Origin of the sequence: Hydrogenophaga sp. 5NK40-0174 (assembly GCF_040372165.1) — a bacterium.
Classification (GTDB): Bacteria; Pseudomonadota; Gammaproteobacteria; order Burkholderiales; family Burkholderiaceae_C; genus Hydrogenophaga.
Genome location: NZ_BAABWG010000004.1, coordinates 183,117 through 200,792, shown reverse-complemented (window position 1 = coordinate 200,792; position 17,676 = coordinate 183,117). Strand labels below are relative to the sequence as shown.

Here is a 17,676-nt window from a genome sequence, read left to right as displayed (position 1 = left end):
AGTGGGCCAATGCATCGCCCGCTTGCCTCTGCCCCAGTGAAAGTACCTCTGCAAGCTTGCCCGTGATTCAGCCAAAGGGTTGCGGCCGGCAGCGGACATTGAGCCAAAGGTACGCACCATCACCAAGCGTGAGCATCAAGCATGGCGCGGGGTTCGTGACGAAATCGATGTCAGCCCCTAAAGCCTTCGCGCCAAGCCTCCGATTCAAACCTAAACTGACTTCTTTCACCCCAACAGCCGACGAGGCACACAACCATCACATATGCCTGGCACACGTGCCAGGCTCCGTCGCCCATGCCGACCGAAGACTTTTCGTCCCAAACCCTGGCGTTTGCGCTGGTGTTTCTGTCGGCCACCTGTGCGTTCACATTCTTCATTGCCCACCGCCGACACGCCTCCGTACCAGGCATCGGCTACTGGTCGCTCGCCAGCTTGCTGGCCTCCCTCGCCTATGCGGGCCTGGGCTATCGCCTTTCCAGCGTCGGCGCCTCACTCTGGGGCCTGTCGAACTCCGCTCTCTCGGCCACCGCCGTGTTGTGCTGGCTGGGTGTGCGCGCCTACCTGGGGCACCCGGCAAAGCTGGCCTGGGTGATCCCTCCGCTTGTGCTGGTCACCGCACTGAATACCGTTGTCTTCAGCTTTGACGCACTGGTCGCCTGGCGTCCGGTCGGCTTTCTGGTGTCGGCCGCAGTCATCAGCGGTCTGACCCTGGCCGATGTCATGCGCCTGCGCCGCAGCGGTTTCAACCACGGCGAGCAGGCTTTGCTGGTACTGACCTCACTTGAGCTGACGTCGGTCCTGTTGATCTCGGGCGGCCTCATCCATCACGGGCAATTTGCACCACTGTCATTCGACAGTGCCCGCGCTCCAGTCATTTTCATCAGCCTTTTTGCCGCCACCCTTTTCCGGCTCGTGGTCTACCTCACCCTCATTTCCTATTCTCTTCAGTCACAGAACGACGAAGCGCAGTCCACGCTTCGCGAGCGAGAGCATCAATCCCGGGAGCTGCTCGAGCACCTTCAAGCTGGTGTGGTGATGGTGGACAGCGCGGGCCGAATCCGGCGTTGCAACTCACTGGGCCACCGATTGCTCAGAACCGGCGGCTGGGAGCCTGCTGAAGGCGAAGTATTGAGCCACGACCTGCTCAAGTGCTGGGTGGATGAAAACGGTGACCCGCTGCCCTTCCATGACACGCCGCACTTCAAGGTGCTTCGCCAGACTGCGCCTATTCGCGACCTGGTCTTCGGCATTCGATGCCATCAGCGCGACGACACGAAATGGCTGCTGTGCAACGCCTACGCCACTGAAGACCGTCCGCCGCTGGCCGTACTGCTTCTGTTCGACTATTCAGGCCTTCGGCAAGCCAAGGCACGCGAACTGGAATTGCAGGCCCGGCACCTCGGTTCGCAAAAAATGGAGGCACTGGGCACGCTGGCCAGCGGTGTGGCCCACGACTTCAACAACATCCTCGCGGCCATTCAGGGCAACACTCGCTTGCTCAAGGAAGATCTGGCCCATGATCATCAGGCACAAGAGACGCTCAATCAGGTAACCAAGGCCGCTGGCAAGGGCCGCGACCTGGTCAGGCGCATTCTGGCGTTTGGACGGCGCCAGGGCGTGAGCCGCGCGCCCGTGGATATCGTCGATCTGCTGCACGACACCCACAGCCTTCTCATGGCGCTCAGAGCGCCGTCCATCCGCATCGAGTGCCACACACCACCTGCTCTGCCGCCGGTACTGGGTGACTTGACGCAACTCACCCAGGTGCTACTCAATCTGGGAACCAACGCTGTCCATGCAGTGGGACAAAGCAGCGGCACAGTGACGCTGGAGGCTGATGTGGTCAGTCATGGAAACACTGTCCCCTCGGCGGTCGATACCGGTGCGCACTGGTGGTCCGATCAGGATTTCATCCGCATCCGTGTCACGGACGACGGCTGCGGCATGGATGAGGCCACCAAGGCCCGCATCTTTGAGCCATTTTTCACCACCAAGCCAGTCGACCAGGGCACAGGTCTCGGTCTCGCCGCCGTTATCGGCATGGTGCAATCGCACGGCGGCACCATCAACGTTGAGAGCACGCTCGGCGAAGGCAGTACCTTCACGATCCTGCTGCCCGTCAGTTCCTCCGGCGAGACTGCGCCGGACAACCGGGAGCATTCCGGGCAGAAAGTTCACAAGGTCGTCGAGCCGCAACCGCCCCAGACAGAACCGTCGGACTACATGGGCATTGACATCTGACCGGCACGGCCAGACTTGCCTTCAATGAGGGTGACCGGCGAGCCACTCCAGCGCCTGGTGCAACCATGCGTCAGCCGCCTCAGGCGCAGAGGCCACGACCAGCGTTTGCTCTGCCGGCATGTTTCCCCCCTCCAGGCCGAGCGCCCCACCACTGTGCAAAAGGCCGGCCCACAACACGGCTTCCGCGTCGGTCGGGGCATTGCCCACCGGGGCACCCAACAGGTCAACGGCGGACTTCGTGCCTTGTGCCCCCAGCCGGTGCCCCACCCATTGCGCGACGTCCACGTCAGGCTCCAGGGTGGCCAGATGAGTCTGTACCTTCAGGCCAAGCGCCGACATGCGACTGGCTTCGGCAGATTGAACATCGCTTTGGTCCCAGCGCGCCCAGTCCACACTGGGTTCTGCCACGCCAAATGCTGCCCCACATCGTGCCAGGCCAAGTACCGCTGAGCGCGATCGCGCCTCATCACCCAGCAGCACGGTCCCCATGGTGGCCAGTCCCGCCAGGCGCTGGGCCATCAGGTGGTTTTGCTGCACCATCAGCTTGTCTCTCAGCAACGCATCCCGCTCGCGCCTCAGTCCAGCCATTTCCAGCGCATTTCGCAAGTCTGCCTTGAGCGCTTCAAGCTCCCAGGGCTTGGTGATGTAGCGGAAGATCTCACCCCTGTTGATGGCTTCCACCGCATCGCCCAGATCGGAATAGGCTGTCGTCAACATCCTCACCACGGCCGGATGATGTTGTTTGGCATATTTGAGCAGTGCATTGCCCTGCTCACCCGGCATGCGTTGATCGGTCACCAGCACCGCAATATCCATCCCCTGCTCCTCAAGGATGCGCCGACCTTCTTCCACCGAGCCAGCCGTGATCACCGGTGCCACAGGCTCGACAAGGCGCTGGAAGTACTTGAGTGCCATGGCCTCGTCGTCGACATAGAGAATCTTGTTTGCGGACATTGTTCTTTGTCAGAGGGTTGGATGGGGGTCAGGTATCTGGCGGACCGGCATCTGCCTGGGGGAAGTACAGGGTAACGGCTGTCCCTTGGCCAAGGGTGGAACGCACATCAACGCTGCCACCCAGAGAACTCATCACCCGCTGACAAAACAGCACACCCATACCGGTACCACCCGTGCGCTGCCGAGTGGTCACAGGCTCGCGTGTCAGTCTGGCCAGGATGTCGGGTTCGATTCCCGGGCCGTTGTCGATCACTTGCAGCACAGGGAGCCTGGCCAGGCCTGGCGCCGGGCTGGAACGGTCCAGCCGCATGACGATGGCCGGGTCTTCCGTACCCGCGGCGTCCATGGCCAGCAGCGCATTCTTGATCAGGGTGCAGACGACGAGGTAGAGCAAATCCCGACGCCCGGGCAAGGAGAAGTCCTGCTCCACTTCGCACTGCAAGCAATGAGCCTGCCCTTCTTCGAACGGGTACTCTTCGGACACGGCTTGCAGCAAGTCACTGGCCTGCAAGGTCACCGGTCCGAGCTTGGCAGCGGAGTCTCTGGCGGTCTGCACAAACGTCGACACCAGCGACTGCGCATACCCTGCGCGACGCTGAGCTGCCTCCAGCATCTGGATGACCTCGCCCGGGCGATTCTGCGACAAGACTGCCACAGCGCCACCCTCAGCCTCCTCTTCGCCAGCAGTCTCCACCCGGTCTCGCAAAGCCTGAAGGTAGGCGCGCACAGTGACCAGTGGCGTTGTCACCTCATGGGCAAGAAATCCCAGAATTTCTCGCTGCGAAGTCGCGCGCTGCTCGAGCAGCACTTTGTCGCTGGCCTTGCGAACACTCAAGGCAAGTGCTTCGCGCAAGGCAGCACGGGTTCCCGCTTCGCTCAGCGGCTTTTCAAGAATCGCGTGCACCTTGCCTTCGTTGACCGCCTGCAACGCGACATCCTTGTCCGCATAGGCGGAAGCCAGCAAGCCCACCACATGTGGGTGTGCATCACTGACCCTGCGCAACAACTGCACACCCGTCATCCCTGGCATGCGATAGTCGCTCACCAGCACAGCGACCTGACGGCCCTGCGCCGACATGAAATCGAGCGCCTCCTCTCCGCTGCCCGCCGTGGCAATCGCAAACTCATCACCATAGAGCCTCGAAAACCACTTGCAGGCCTGTGCCTCGTCGTCCACAAGCAATATGGTGTGCGGCGGACGTGTCCCCGGTGACAGATTGGCAGGCTTGGGCGCGTGGGTCATGAGAATCCTGTCCTTGGCTTAGGCATGGTCCGGACGCGGCAGATCCAGACTGAACTCTGTCCACCTCCCCAGTTCGCTCCTGACGGCCAATGTTCCGCCATGGCGTTGAACAATGCCATAACTCACACTCAGACCCAGACCAAGCCCGGCGCCCACATCGCGGGTCGTGAAGAACGGTTCAAAGACACGGTCAATGGTCTCCTCTCCGATACCGGTCCCGTTGTCCTTCACCTTCAGCAGCAGTCGGGTATCGTTGTCGACATAGCTTCCGGTGATCTGAATCTCCGGTCTGGCAGTACCGGCTTTCTGCATGGCGTGTACGGCATTGCTGAAGAGATTGATCAGCACACCGATGATGGCGGGTTCGTCGCCCACCACATGGGTATCCCCTGGCATATCCAACAGGATGTTCACGCCTTTGAGCTCATGTCCCGTCAGGCGAATCGCCGATTCCACGGCAGTCTCGAGCAGAAACGTCCGTTTCGTGTTGTCGCCAGGTTTCTGGTAGGCGAAGGTCTTGAGGTCGGAGACAATGTTCTGCACCCGGCTCATGCCGGCGCGGGCATCGTCCAGACACTCTTTGAGCATCTCGTCCTGTGCTGCGGCAGGTCTTTGCAAGCCCATGTCCAATGCCATCAGGCTGTAGTTCACCGGGTTGTTCAACTCGTGCAGCAAACCCGCCGACAAGGTTCCGATGGCGGCCATTTTCTCGCGCTGAACCAGTTGACCCTTCACTTCTGCCAGCGCTTGATTGGTGGACTGCAGCGTGTCGTTCTTCTGGAGAACTTCGTACTGAAGCCTGACCAGCTGCTTTCTGGACCGCTCATTGAACCAGGTACAGACTGCGCTCGCGATAGCAGAGAAGACGATGAACAACACGTTGGTCAGAAACTTGGCCGAGTCGCCCAGTCCATCCGGGTGCAGCGAACATGCCGCCACATACAGTGCAACCGTCACAGCGCCGAAGCTGACGCCCTCCAGGAAGGTCAGCGGCAGGATGATGCCCACAGCATACAAGGCCAGGTGAAGACCCACAAAATAGATGGAGTTGACGCCATCGGTCATGTAGATCATGGCTGAAATCATGATCTGTGGCAGGAGCATCCAGGCCATGGTCAGGGCGCGAACCCAAGCCGGCCCGGTGAGCTTGAGCAAGGCGCCGTAAATGGCAAACGTCACCACGCCGATCAGCACCCGGAGACTTCCAAACTCCAATGCCTGGTCGGGATAGGTGGCCACATCCAGCCCCATCCCGGCGAGGACAAGAACAATGGAGGTCAGACTACCCGCCTTGCTGTACGCCAGTTGAAACGCGGCAAGCTGGTCCCGGTAGAACTGGATTGCCTCTACCTGCATATGCGTCCGTTCAGACACTGGATTCACCTGTTGGCACAGAACTTTCGGAAAACACATTCACGCCTGTGGGATCCGTCCAAAGACGCGGACGCATTCCCAGACCGCCGACAAGACCCTCCATGTCTTCTTCGTTTCGATAGATCAGGTGCCACTCCAGCAAATGTTCCATGCCGTGGCGCTCGGGGTTGTCTTTATGAACATTGGTCAGCAGCATCTTGCCACCCGGGCGGCTGGCCGCCATGAAGTACCGGATCAGGCGCGAACAAACTTTGTCTGACAAGTAATCAAAGAGCCCTGCACAGTAGACAAAATCATAGGGAGGTACATCGCTGCTTGCAGCTTTCTCGCGCGCCGGCTTTTTGAGAAGGTTGTGCACAGACTCCTGGATGAAGTCGACTGTCAGCTCTCTGCCGTGCTCGGCCTGGAGAGACTGGAGCTTTTCCCTGGTGTAGTTCAGGGTGACGTCGCTGAAGTCCAGAAGAGTGAAGTGGAGGTTGCCGAGATCACGGTCACTGGCAATCAGCTGCTGAATCTCGCCTGCCGGTCCACAGCCGACGTTGAGAATCCTGATCTTCCTGCCTTCAGCCGCTCCTTGCGCGATCGCCTGCTCCAGAAACTCGATGAGAAAGCCGATCCGGTTGCGGTGCGCTTGAGCGACAGCCGCTCTCAAGAAAGTTGCATTGACGACTTGTATGTAGGTCGTCTCGCCTTGTCTTGGGTTCCCCAGGATCTGATTGACCATTTCATAGTCACCCGCGTATCCCAAGGGCTTCGCAAAGGTTCGATAGACAAAGGGCGCGCGAAGAATCAAGGGGTGAAGCGCTGTCTGCGCATACATGCGGTGCGGAAGTGATTCTTCCGGTGTCAGCGCTGCCGCTTCCACTTCCAGTCGGTCCAGGTATTCCTTCCCCTTGCGCATCAGCGGAGCAGCGATCGCCCAGAACACATCGTCTCTCAACTGTCCGGTCAGCTCCTTCGGAAGTGTTTCGACCAGGTCGGCCTGATCAATCCACCTGGACGTCTCCGACAAGAAGGTGCGCAACTCGCTGACCACCACTTGATAGCTCTGCCGGATCTTGAACCGGTCTTCCCAGTCCTGCACAAAGCGCAATGCTTCCTCGCCCGCTTCATCCGCGTTCGATGCAAAGGCATTGAGCTCCTTCCATTCATCAATCAGCGTCACGGAAGCCACGGCCATCAAACCGGTATTGAGCAGGCTGACGACGACGCCCTTGCCCGTGTAAACGGGCTTCTCGCCAGCGCGAACCGTCAAGTCCTGCAGCACCTCACTGACCTGAACAATCGAATGAGGGTTGTATATCTCCATGACCAGCGAACGCCGCTGCACGCTGGTCAATGTGCCTCTTGCCGTCTCTCCCTGGCTGTTCTTGAATGTGATGACGGGATCGAAGGGACGCTGTGGTTGCACGTTATCGAAGCTGGTAATCGGGCTTGCGCCTCAGCACAGCCCATCTGGCAGATTTGGAACCAACCGGTACCAAACACGACGACTGAGTGTATGCGGCAAAGCTCTTTTGCGACAGTTCCACCCTGTGAGGATTTTTACCATGCGCCAAGAGCCACAACCGTGACCAATGTGACGTGAACGCACAAAAAAAGACCGTCAGTCGCCTGAACGCAGGACTGACGGTCTTTTTGCTATCGAACAAGGAGTTGGCGTACATGAGCGTGATCACATCCCACGCCGACATGTGAGCGGTGGTTCGCGGCCTGCCCCCATTCTCTTTTTCAGGCCAGCATGGCGTTGACCCGGCGCACGTAGGCCGCCGGATCTTCCGGCAGCCCGCCCTCGGCCAGCAGCGCCTGATCGAACAGGATATGCGCCAGATCATCGAACTGCGCCTCACTGCCCTCAAGCTTCTTGATCAGGGCGTGGTCGACGTTCACTTCCAGAATCGGCTTGACCTGTGGCGCTGCCTGGCCCGCCTGCTTGAGCAAACGGGCGAGCTGGGTGGAGTATTCGCCGTCTTCCACCACCAGGCAGGCAGGCGAGTCCACCAGTCGCGAGGTCACGCGCACGTCCTTGGCCTTGTCCTTGAGGCTTTCCTTGAGTTTGTCCAGCACCGGCTTGAAGGTCTCGGCAGCGGCTTCGGCCGCCTTCTTTTCTTCTTCGTCCTGCAGGTCGCCCAGATCCACCGCACCTTTGGCCACGCTTTGCAGCGGAGTGCCGTCGAAGTCGGTCAGGAATGACGCCGCCCACTCGTCGATACGGTCAGTCATCAAGAGGACTTCAATGCCTTTCTTGCGGAACAGCTCCAGCTGCGGGCTGTTCTTGGCGGCTGCCAGTGAATCGGCGGTGATGTAATAAATCGCCTTCTGGCCTTCCTTCATGCGGGCCTTGTAATCGGCCAGGCTCACCGTCACGGCATCGCTTTCGGTGGAGGCGTAGCGCAGCAACTTGGCCAGCTTTTCGCGGTTGCCGAAATCTTCGCCCAGACCTTCCTTGAGAACGGCGCCGAACTCGCCATAGAAGCGGTCATACTTGCCGATCGCCGCTTTGTCCTCTTCGCTGACCACATCGGTCACGTCGTCGCTGCCTTCGGTTGCCGCGGTTTCGGGCAAGGCATTCTTGCGCGCCATGTCTTCCAGCATGGACAGGATGCGGCGGGTGTTGCCCTCGCGAATCGCTTTCACGTCGCGGCTTTCCTGCAGCAACTCACGGCTCACGTTCAGCGGCAAGTCGCTGGAGTCAACCACGCCCTTGACCCAGCGCAGATAGCTTGGCAACAGGCTCTCGGCCTCGTCCATGATGAACACGCGCTTGACGTACAGCTTCAGGCCCGACTTGTGCTCGCGATTCCACAAATCCATGGGCGCCTTGCCCGGGATGTAGAGCAGTTGCGTGTATTCGGTGCTGCCTTCCACGCGGTTGTGGCTCCAGGCCAGCGGCGCTTCCTGGTCGTAGCTGATGTTCTTGTAGAAGTCGATGTACTGCTCGTCGGTCACGTCCTTCTTGGTACGCGTCCACAGTGCAGAGGCCGAGTTGACGGCCTCCCAATCGTCCTGAAGCACATACTCGCTCTTCTCCTGGTCCCACTCCTCTTTCTGCATCAGGATGGGCAGGCTGATGTGGTCCGAGTAGCGGCCAATGATCTGCTTGAGCTTGAAGTGGCTGAGGTATTCGGTAGCGTCTTCGCGCAAGTGCAGGATGACACTGGTGCCACGCGCGGCACGCTCAATCGTCTCCACCTCGAAGTCGCCCGTGCCACCGCTGGCCCAGCGTACACCTTCAGCAGCGGGCAATCCGGCCCGGCGCGACTCCACCGTGATGCGGTCAGCCACGATGAAGCCGGAGTAGAAGCCCACGCCAAACTGGCCAATGAGCTGGGCATCTTTTTTCTGGTCGCCAGAGAGGTGACTCATGAAATCGCGCGTGCCGCTCTTGGCGATCGTGCCCAGGTGCTCCACCGCTTCCGCCTGGCTCAGGCCGATGCCGTTGTCGGTGATGGTGATGGTGCGCGCTTCCTTGTCGTACGCCACCCGCACTTCAAGGTTCGGGCTGTCCTCGAACAGCGCGTCGTTGTTCAGCGCCTCAAAACGCAGCTTGTCGCAAGCGTCAGACGCGTTGGAGATCAGCTCGCGCAGAAAAATCTCTTTGTTGGAATACAGCGAATGGGTCACGAGGTGCAGCAGTTGTGCAACCTCAGCCTGAAAGTTCAGGGTCTGTTTGCTCATGGCAGTTCGGTTCTGTCCAATGTCAGGGTCAATGAAATGGATGAAAGAGTGACGCTGGCCGCCTCAGGCGGCCCGGCGCAGCATTCGCCCAGCCTCCCGCTGGCGATGCTCTGCGCTCGAACGACCCCAACCACTTGAGGCCGCATCCGCCATTTTCAAGCCAGGTGGCAGCACCACCCGTTGCAGGCAGTTAGAACTGCTCGTTCGGCCCCAAGTAGCGCCACTGCCCCACCGGCAAGTTGCCCAGCACCACCTTGCCCATGCGGATGCGCTTGAGCCCCACCACATGCAGGCCCACCTGCTCGCACATGCGGCGAATCTGGCGTTTCTTGCCTTCCTTGAGCACAAAGCGCAGCTGCTCCGGGTTCTGCCAGTCCACTTGCGCGGGTTTGAGCGGTTGATCATCCAGCGACAAGCCGTGGCGAAGCAAGGCCAGCTGGTCCTCGGGGAACACCGATTGAACGTCGGTCTCCACCACGCCTGCCCCCCTGGGTCCGTTCGGCGCCCACTGCACCCGCACCAGGTACTCTTTCTCCACATCGGAGTCTTCGCCGATCAGCGTGCGGGCCACGCGGCCGTCCTGCGTCAGCACCAGCAAGCCGGTGGAGTCGATGTCCAGCCGCCCAGCCGGCGCCAACCCTTTGCCGTGCGATGCATGCCATTTGGGTGCCTGCTCGCTGCCCGGCGCCGAACGCCACAGGTTCTCAGGCTTGACCAGCACGGCAGCATTCTCATAGCCATCTTCGGCCTGGCCACTCACATAGCCCACCGGTTTGTGGATCAGGATGGTCACCTGGCGCGACTGGCGCTGCTGCGCCTTGGACGAGACTTCCACCTGGTCTTCGGGCAACACCATCTGCCCCACGCGGGCGACCTTGCCGTTGACCAGCACCCAGCCCTGGTCGATCCATTCGTCCGCTTCTCGCCGCGAGCACTGGCCTTCTTCGGCCAGGCGCTTGTTCAGGCGAACGCCCTCGCGCGGCCCATCGCCCGAACGAGCAGGCTTCCTTTGCCCAGCGTCTGAACGTGGGCCGCGGGGACCGGCCTTCCGATCGCCATAGCCGCCCGAATCCCTGCGTGGCCCGGCTGAACGGTCCGGGCGGTCCCGACGGTCGTCGGCATCGCGCCTGCGGGGCGGCCGGCCAGACCGATCTCCACGGTCGAAGCGGTCATTGTTCCGCTCGAACCGTCCCCCGCGGTCATTGCGGTCAGAGCGCCCAGGCGCATCTGACCGTTCGGATCGGTCGAAGCGTGCGGGACGCTCCCGACGATCGCCCCAGTCACCGCCTCTGTCATTGCGCGGCCCCCCATCGCGGCGATCGTTTCTGCCCCCCCTGTCCCTGCGCTCAAAGCTGTCTGAGCGGTCTGAGCGTGGGCCGCGCGCAGGACCTTCGCTGCGGCGTGGTCGGTCACGAAAATCGGTATCTCTGGGTGGTCGATCACGGCGAGGCGCATCTCCTCCCCGGTCATCGCGCCTGTCGCCGCGATTGAAACCGCGGCCAGGGCCGTCGTCTCGCCGCCGATCATTGCCAAAACGGTCGTCCGGCCGGCTGCCACGAGGTGGTTTCCGATCGCCACGATCCTGTCGCTCACTCCGGCCGTCGGATTCGGGGCCCCAGCCCTGTGCTTCGCGAAAAGCTGCCTTGCGCTCTTCCCGCTCCGCCCTTTCGGCCTGAAACTGCGACACCGACTTGGCGCGCGCCGGCCCTTTCGGCCGGACGCTTGAGCGTCGACCTTTGCCGCCAGATGCACCTTCGCCTTCCGGGCTTTCCGGGTTGGGAGGAGCGGCTTTGAGCTTGAGCGTCTTCGGTTTTTCAGTCATACCCCGAATCATCCCAGATTCTCGCGGCACTGACGCTTGTTCGAGACCCTGTGACACAATCCAAAGCACTAATTTCATGCATCAGGCCCGGAAAAAAACGGCCTGCCATGCACAGGGAGGGCGATCGGGCAGCCGCAGACAGCACCTTGCGCCCGGTATCACGGCTTCACCCGTGCTGTTCTGAAGAGCTGCCAGCATGTCCACAGTGCCATTGATCGACATCCGCAACCTCGTATACGACTACCCGGGCTTTCGCGCACTCAAAGGCCTCAATGCACGGATCGAGCGAGGCTCCGTCACTGCGCTTGTCGGGCCCAACGGTGCCGGCAAAACCACCTTGCTCCGATGCATCGCGGCGCTGGAGACGCCCGTGTCAGGCGCCATCCACATTGGTGAGCTGGACGTTCACGAGAATCCGCGCAATGCTCACAAGCTGATGGGTTACCTCTCCGACGCCTTCGGTGTCTATCAGGACCTTTCCGTCAAACAGGCACTGACCTATGCGGCGAGATCCCGCGGCATTTCCAGCGAGGCAGCAAGGACCGCCGTGCTGGAGACAACGGAGAAAGTACAGCTGACAGAGAAGCTCGAGGCCAAGGCCGGGACTTTGTCACGCGGTCAACGGCAGCGGCTGGCCATCGGGCAAGCCATTGTCCACACCCCGCAGATTCTCCTGCTCGACGAACCTGCCAACGGTCTCGATCCGGAAGCACGCTCATCTCTGGCCAAGGTGTTCACAGGGCTGAGCCGGGAAGGCATGACGTTGCTGGTTTCAAGCCATATCCTTGCAGAGCTCGACGAGTATTCAACCCACATGCTCGCGCTGGACCAAGGCAAGGTCCTGGAACACCGCCCCCTGAACACCATAGCAACCGCCGGACAATCGGGTCCTGTGTGGCACAGGCTCACCTTCCCTTCTAGGCAGTCTGTCGGCCCGGCGCTGGCATGGCTGTCAAGCCAGGACGCCGTCAACGACGTTGCCGTGGAAGGGGCATCAATGATCTTTCATCACCATGGCGACGCACAGGATCTGGCGGCCCTGGTCGCCGGCCTGGTGGGTGCCGGGCTCCCCTTCATTGAACTCAAGCGCCACTCGGAGAACCTGCAGGAGTCCTACCTGCGCTCACTCGACAGGCAACGAGCCCGGCAAGCCGAAACCCCACCACAGCCTGCGGCGGAGGAAACGCCATGAACCCCGAACTGCAACGGCTGCTCTGGCTGAACATCTCCACCTTGCGCCTGGTCCTGGTACCCGCCATCTTTGGACTGGTTTTGCTGGCAGCGGGTGCCAGCATGGGCGACAAACTGCCCCATTTCGCCTCGGTGGCAGGAGCCATCGTGTTTGCACTGTTCACCGTGGCCGGTGGCGCCTACAGCAGTTCCGCAGCCGTTTCTGACGAACGGCAAGATGACACCTGGGACCAGCAGCGCATGAGTGCGCTGACGCCCTGGGCCATGACATGGGGCAAGCTGCTCGGCGCCACGGTGTTTCACTGGTATACCGGTCTGATCTGCCTGGTGCTCATGGCCTGGGGGATGATCAACCATGGTCAGGCCTGGAGCGACACCGCAACTGGCCTTTTTGCCGCCATCCTTTTTGCTGTGTTCGCTCACGCCATCAATCTGGCCGCGAGCGTGCAGTTCTCTGGCACCATGCCACGCCGCATGCTGTGGCTGCTTCCGCTCATCCTGTTCGTCGTGTTCCAGAGTTCCCTGCGCTCTTACGTCGATGTCAATCACGAAACCACTCAATGGTGGTCGCTTGAACTGTCTGACCGGCAACACCTGTTGGGCACGGTCATCCTGGCCACCCTTTGCGGACTGGTTGCCAGCTGGCGCGCCATGGCTCAGGCCCTCGCTGTTCCTCAATGGCCGTGGGGCATGCCGGCACTGGTTGTGCTGATCAGCACATACAGCCTGGGCTATCTGCAGGCAGTGGACATCAGGGGCGCAACACAGACAGTCGCCGGTCTGTCGCTCGCCTTCGCCATGTTGTCTGCCATGACCGAGGCGCACACCCGAAGCCATTGGCAACGCTTGATCAACCATTTCAAGCAGGGCCGCGCGGCCAAAGCCATCAAGGCCTTGCCTGTCTGGCCCGTCATGCTGGTTCTGGCGGCAAGTGCTGCCACGGTTGGGCTGGCGACAAAAACACCGCCCGCTTCCGCCGTCGACTGGAGCAGGATGCCGCTGCACCTGGACTGGTCAAGCGTGTTGGTGATTGCCAGGGATTGCGCCGTCGCTCTTTTCTTTGCGTTCGCTCCACAGGCAAGGCGTCCCCGCCTTGCCTTCCTGACCTACCTTGCCATCGCCTGGGTGATCGTCCCATGGCTGCTGATCGTGCTCACCGACAAGGCATTGCCAGTACAGTGGCTGATACCGATGGCAGGCAAATCTGGCGGATCGGTGATTGCAGCCATCTTGCATTTCGCTGCCGCCGCAAGTCTGCTGGTCTGGCGCTGGAAAGAAACCCGCCCCTCACCGGAGACGGATGCTGCACCCCAAGGTCAGAGCTGACCGCTGCGCAAGGCCTTCATGTCGAGCACCCGCAAGCCACCGTACTCGACCTGAATCCAGCCCAGCTGTTCAAGTGCAGTCAACGCCTCGTTGACCCGCTGGCGCGACAGGCCCACCAGGTAGGCCAGTTCTTGCTGTGTGATGCGCAATACCCCTTCCACGTTGGGAGAGAGCATGGGGTGAAACAGTGCCGCCAGGTTTCGTGCCACGCGCAGGTCAGGACTGGCCAGTCGATCAATTTCCCGGGCGGCAATGAACTGGCCCAGCCTCTCATTGAGCTGGTTCATCACAAAGCGGTTGAACCCGATGGAATGGTCAAGCAACCAGTGAAACGTCTCCACCGGGATACCCGCCACCCGGCTCTTGCGCAGCGCCTGGATGTTGTACCGGTAGTGCTCATGCTTGAGAACGGTGCCTTCGCCAAACCAGCCTCCCGGCGCCACCCCGGTGAAGGTCACGACCTGCCCCTGCGAATCATCGTTGCTCATCTTGAGCAATCCATCGAGCAATCCGAACCAGTAGGTGGCAGGGCGCCCAAACCGGCACACATAGTCCCCGGCCAATGCCTCGGTCACCATCACCGAGTTGCTCACGCGTGACCGCTCTTCCTCTGTCAGGTTCTGAAGCCACGGGATCTCCGACAGCTCCTCAGAAGAGGGCGGGCGCGCCTGCTGCCGAAGGGCTGAGCCCTTGCGTTGCGGAGATAGTGTCTGCATGTCGTCCTCTTGCCTTTGGCCAGCCCTTTGCCGGGTGCAGGCCTATGTCTCTGATGTCGTTTTGGATGTCCGAACCCTGTTGTCTTCGCGTGAAACCCTTTGGGTGACATCGTCGCTAAGCAATTACCCGCGCTTCTGTCATCGGGAAGACAAACAGCCTTGAACGCCTAGGGAAAGTCCTAGCAGGGTTGTCCCTTCAATTGTCGTCGTACCGACAACACGACGTCAAATCAAGGCATAGCATGTGACTCATAACTGAACAGTTTGACTCGGCGGTCATCGATAGACCGCCGGAGCCAAAGGAGACAATCGAATGCAAACGACATTCCCCCAACTGCTGCAGGCGCACGCCAAAGAGCGCCCCAATGACGCAGCCATGCGCGAGAAGGAATACGGCATCTGGCAAACGCTGAGCTGGAAGGACATGGCCGAACTGGTCAAGTCCATCGCCTGCGGACTGCACCAGGCCGGACTGCACAGGGGCGAACACATGATCGTCATCGGCGCCAACCGGCCCCGCCTCTACGCCACCATGCTGGCAGCGCAATCTCTCGGCGCCATCCCGGTGCCGCTGTATCAGGATGCCGTGGCGGCCGAGTGCGTCTTTCCCATCAACAACGCAGACGTGCGGTTTGCCGTGGTGGAAGACCAGGAGCAGGTCGACAAGATGCTGGAGATCCAGCCCGACTGCCCACAGCTCCAACACATCTACTATGACGATCCCCGCGGCCTGCGCAATTACGACCATGAAGGTCTGGCCGGACTGGAGGAGCTGGTGGCGGCGGGTCACGCATTCAGCCAGGCACACCCCGACTTCTTCCAGGAAGAGATCGACAAGGCGCAGCCAGACGACGTGGCCGCCATGTTCTTTACCTCCGGCACCACGGGCAACCCCAAGGGCGTCGTCCACACACACGCCACACTGATCGATCGCGCCCGGGCAGGCGTGAGCTTCGACAAGCTCAGCAGTCACGAAGAAGTGCTGGCCTACCTCCCGCCCGCCTGGATTGGTCAGAACATCTTTTCCTATTCGCAGTGGCTGGTGGCAGGCTATGTCGTCAACTGCCCCGAATCGGGCAGCACGGTCGGCATCGATCTCAACGAAGTCGGCCCCACCTACTATTTTGCGCCGCCACGGGTGTTCGAGGGCATGCTCACCTCGGTCATGATCCGCATGGAAGATGCCAGCGCCATCAAACGCAAGATCTTCCACACATTCATGGACCTGGCCAAACGCGTCGGCCCCGCCCGCATGGACGGCAAATCCATCGGTTTCATGGACGGCATCAAATACGCACTCGGCAACTTCCTGGTGTATGGCCCGCTTCGCAACACCCTGGGCTTCAGCCGCGTCCGCGTGGCCTACACCGCAGGCGAAGCCATCGGCCCTGACCTGTTCACTTTTTATCGCTCCATCGGCATCAACCTCAAGCAGCTGTATGGATCGACCGAGACGGCTGTGTTCGTCTGCCTGCAGCCGGACCATGAAGTTCACGCAGACACTGTTGGCGTTCCCTGCGACGGCGTAGAGATCAAGCTGGCTGACAACGGGGAGATTCTCGTGCGCTCTCCTGGCCTGCTCAAGGAGTACTACAAGAACCCCAAGGCCACCGAGGAAGTGCTCACCGGCGATGGCTGGTACCACACCAGCGACGCGGGTTTCATCGACAACAACGGCCACCTCAAGATCATCGACCGCGTCAAGGATGTGGGTCGGCTGCAGGGCGGTGCGCACGACGGCGCCATGTTCGCTCCCAAGTATGTGGAGAACAAGCTCAAGTTTTTCTCCCACATCAAGGAGGCTGTGGCTCTGGGCGATGGTCGCGAGAAAGTCTGCGTGATGATCAACATCGATTTCGCGGCAGTGGGCAACTGGGCCGAACGCCGCAACCTGCCCTACGCTGGCTACACCGACCTGGCATCCAAGCCCGAGGTCTACGACCTCATCAAGGACTGCGTCGAGAAAGTCAATGCCGACCTCAGCCAGGACAGCATGCTGGCGGGTAGCCAGATCAGTCGATTCCTTGTCCTGCACAAGGAACTGGACGCAGACGACGGCGAGCTCACCCGCACCAACAAGGTTCGCCGCGGCTTCATCAGCGACAAATACGGCGTTCTGGTCGACGCACTGTATGGCGGCAAGAGCGAGCAGTACATCGAAACCCAGGTGAAGTTCGAGGACGGGCGCACCGGCAGTGTCAGCGCCACGCTGCAGATTCAGGACGCCAAGACTTTTGCACCCGTCAAGGCTGCGGCCTGACCCGGCCAGAGACAGAACACGAGAACAACACCCATGCACAAGCACATGCACACGCACTGCCAGCCAATCGGCACGGGGGCCCAATGACAAAGAAGCAAGTCGGAGACGTCATTCTGGACGTCCAGAACATCAGCCTGAGTTTCGGCGGAGTGAAAGCACTCACCGACATTTCCTTCGACGTCCGAGAGCATGAGATTCGGGCCATCATCGGTCCCAACGGCGCCGGCAAGAGCTCCATGCTCAACTGCATCAATGGCGTCTACTCACCGCAGCAAGGCTCCATCACCCTGCGCGGTCAGACATTCAAGAACATGAACAGCCGGCAGGTGGCCGAAATGGGCATTGCCCGCACCTTTCAGAACCTGGCGCTGTTCAAGGGCATGAGCGTGATCGACAACATCATGACCGGCCGCAACCTGCACATGAAGAGCAACATCTTTCTGCAGGCTCTGCGCCTTGGCCCGGCTGAGAAGGAAGAGGTTCGCCACCGCGAGTTCGTCGAGCACATCATCGACTTTCTCGAGATCCAGGCCTTTCGCAAGACGCCAGTCGGCACGCTGCCCTACGGCTTGCAAAAGCGGGTCGACCTTGGTCGCGCACTGGCCATGGAGCCACAAGTGCTGTTGCTCGATGAGCCCATGGCCGGCATGAACCTCGAAGAGAAACAGGACATGTCCCGCTTCATCCTGGACGTGAACGATGAGTTCGGCACCACCATTGTGCTGATCGAACATGACATGGGCGTGGTGATGGACATCTCCGACCGCGTGGTCGTGCTCGACTACGGCAAGAAGATCGGTGACGGTACGCCTCAAGAGGTTCGCAACAACGAAGAAGTGATCAGTGCCTACCTTGGCACTTCACACTGAGA

Annotated in this window: 12 protein-coding genes; 5 read left to right on the top strand and 7 right to left on the bottom strand. The window is 60.7% G+C overall.

Annotation, left to right across the window (positions count from 1 at the left end):
* The first annotated feature begins 294 nt into the window (after nucleotides 1-294).
* Nucleotides 295-2,241 (top strand): two-component system sensor histidine kinase NtrB, encoded by a 1,947-nt coding sequence (locus ABWV89_RS14325; protein WP_353398083.1) that lies wholly within the window; start codon nucleotides 295-297, stop codon nucleotides 2,239-2,241.
* A gap of 21 nt (nucleotides 2,242-2,262) precedes the next feature.
* Here the strand turns inward: ABWV89_RS14325 and ABWV89_RS14320 are convergent, their stop codons facing one another.
* The 6 genes from ABWV89_RS14320 to ABWV89_RS14295 form a co-directional block, all read right to left on the bottom strand.
* Nucleotides 2,263-3,195, bottom strand: a complete 933-nt coding sequence (locus ABWV89_RS14320) for a response regulator (RefSeq protein ID WP_353398081.1) — start codon at nucleotides 3,193-3,195, stop codon at nucleotides 2,263-2,265.
* Between the two features lie 28 nt (nucleotides 3,196-3,223).
* The gene (locus ABWV89_RS14315; RefSeq protein WP_353398078.1) at nucleotides 3,224-4,438 is read right to left on the bottom strand and encodes an ATP-binding response regulator; all 1,215 of its coding nucleotides are present in this window, start codon (nucleotides 4,436-4,438) and stop codon (nucleotides 3,224-3,226) included.
* Between the two features lie 18 nt (nucleotides 4,439-4,456).
* Nucleotides 4,457-5,794 carry a sensor histidine kinase gene (locus ABWV89_RS14310; RefSeq protein WP_353398075.1) on the bottom strand — a complete coding sequence of 446 codons (1,338 nt, stop codon included), beginning with the start codon at nucleotides 5,792-5,794 and terminating at the stop codon, nucleotides 4,457-4,459.
* Between the two features lie 10 nt (nucleotides 5,795-5,804).
* Complete coding sequence (locus ABWV89_RS14305; protein WP_353398073.1) at nucleotides 5,805-7,223, bottom strand: class I SAM-dependent methyltransferase; 1,419 nt, start codon at nucleotides 7,221-7,223, stop codon at nucleotides 5,805-5,807.
* 320 nt (nucleotides 7,224-7,543) lie between these two features.
* Complete coding sequence (gene htpG, locus ABWV89_RS14300) at nucleotides 7,544-9,490, bottom strand: molecular chaperone HtpG (RefSeq protein WP_353398070.1); 1,947 nt, start codon at nucleotides 9,488-9,490, stop codon at nucleotides 7,544-7,546.
* Between the two features lie 190 nt (nucleotides 9,491-9,680).
* Entirely contained in the window at nucleotides 9,681-11,312 is a 1,632-nt protein-coding gene (locus ABWV89_RS14295) for a pseudouridine synthase (RefSeq protein ID WP_353398067.1), read from the bottom strand.
* 196 nt (nucleotides 11,313-11,508) lie between these two features.
* On the opposite strand from ABWV89_RS14295, the gene ABWV89_RS14290 reads away from it, so the two are divergent.
* Entirely contained in the window at nucleotides 11,509-12,504 is a 996-nt protein-coding gene (locus ABWV89_RS14290) for an ABC transporter ATP-binding protein (RefSeq protein ID WP_353398064.1), read from the top strand.
* Complete coding sequence (locus ABWV89_RS14285) at nucleotides 12,501-13,829, top strand: hypothetical protein (protein WP_353398061.1); 1,329 nt, start codon at nucleotides 12,501-12,503, stop codon at nucleotides 13,827-13,829. The genes ABWV89_RS14290 and ABWV89_RS14285 overlap by 4 nt, the downstream gene beginning before the upstream one ends.
* Here the strand turns inward: ABWV89_RS14285 and ABWV89_RS14280 are convergent.
* Entirely contained in the window at nucleotides 13,820-14,545 is a 726-nt protein-coding gene (locus ABWV89_RS14280; RefSeq protein WP_353398058.1) for a Crp/Fnr family transcriptional regulator, read from the bottom strand. The genes ABWV89_RS14285 and ABWV89_RS14280 overlap by 10 nt on opposite strands.
* 313 nt (nucleotides 14,546-14,858) lie before the next feature.
* Here ABWV89_RS14280 and ABWV89_RS14275 point away from each other — a divergent pair, with 313 nt between their 5' ends.
* Nucleotides 14,859-16,805, top strand: a complete 1,947-nt coding sequence (locus ABWV89_RS14275) for an AMP-dependent synthetase/ligase (RefSeq protein ID WP_353398056.1) — start codon at nucleotides 14,859-14,861, stop codon at nucleotides 16,803-16,805.
* Between the two features lie 83 nt (nucleotides 16,806-16,888).
* Nucleotides 16,889-17,674 (top strand): ABC transporter ATP-binding protein, encoded by a 786-nt coding sequence (locus ABWV89_RS14270; protein ID WP_353398053.1) that lies wholly within the window; start codon nucleotides 16,889-16,891, stop codon nucleotides 17,672-17,674.
* Nucleotides 17,675-17,676: the final 2 nt, after the last annotated feature.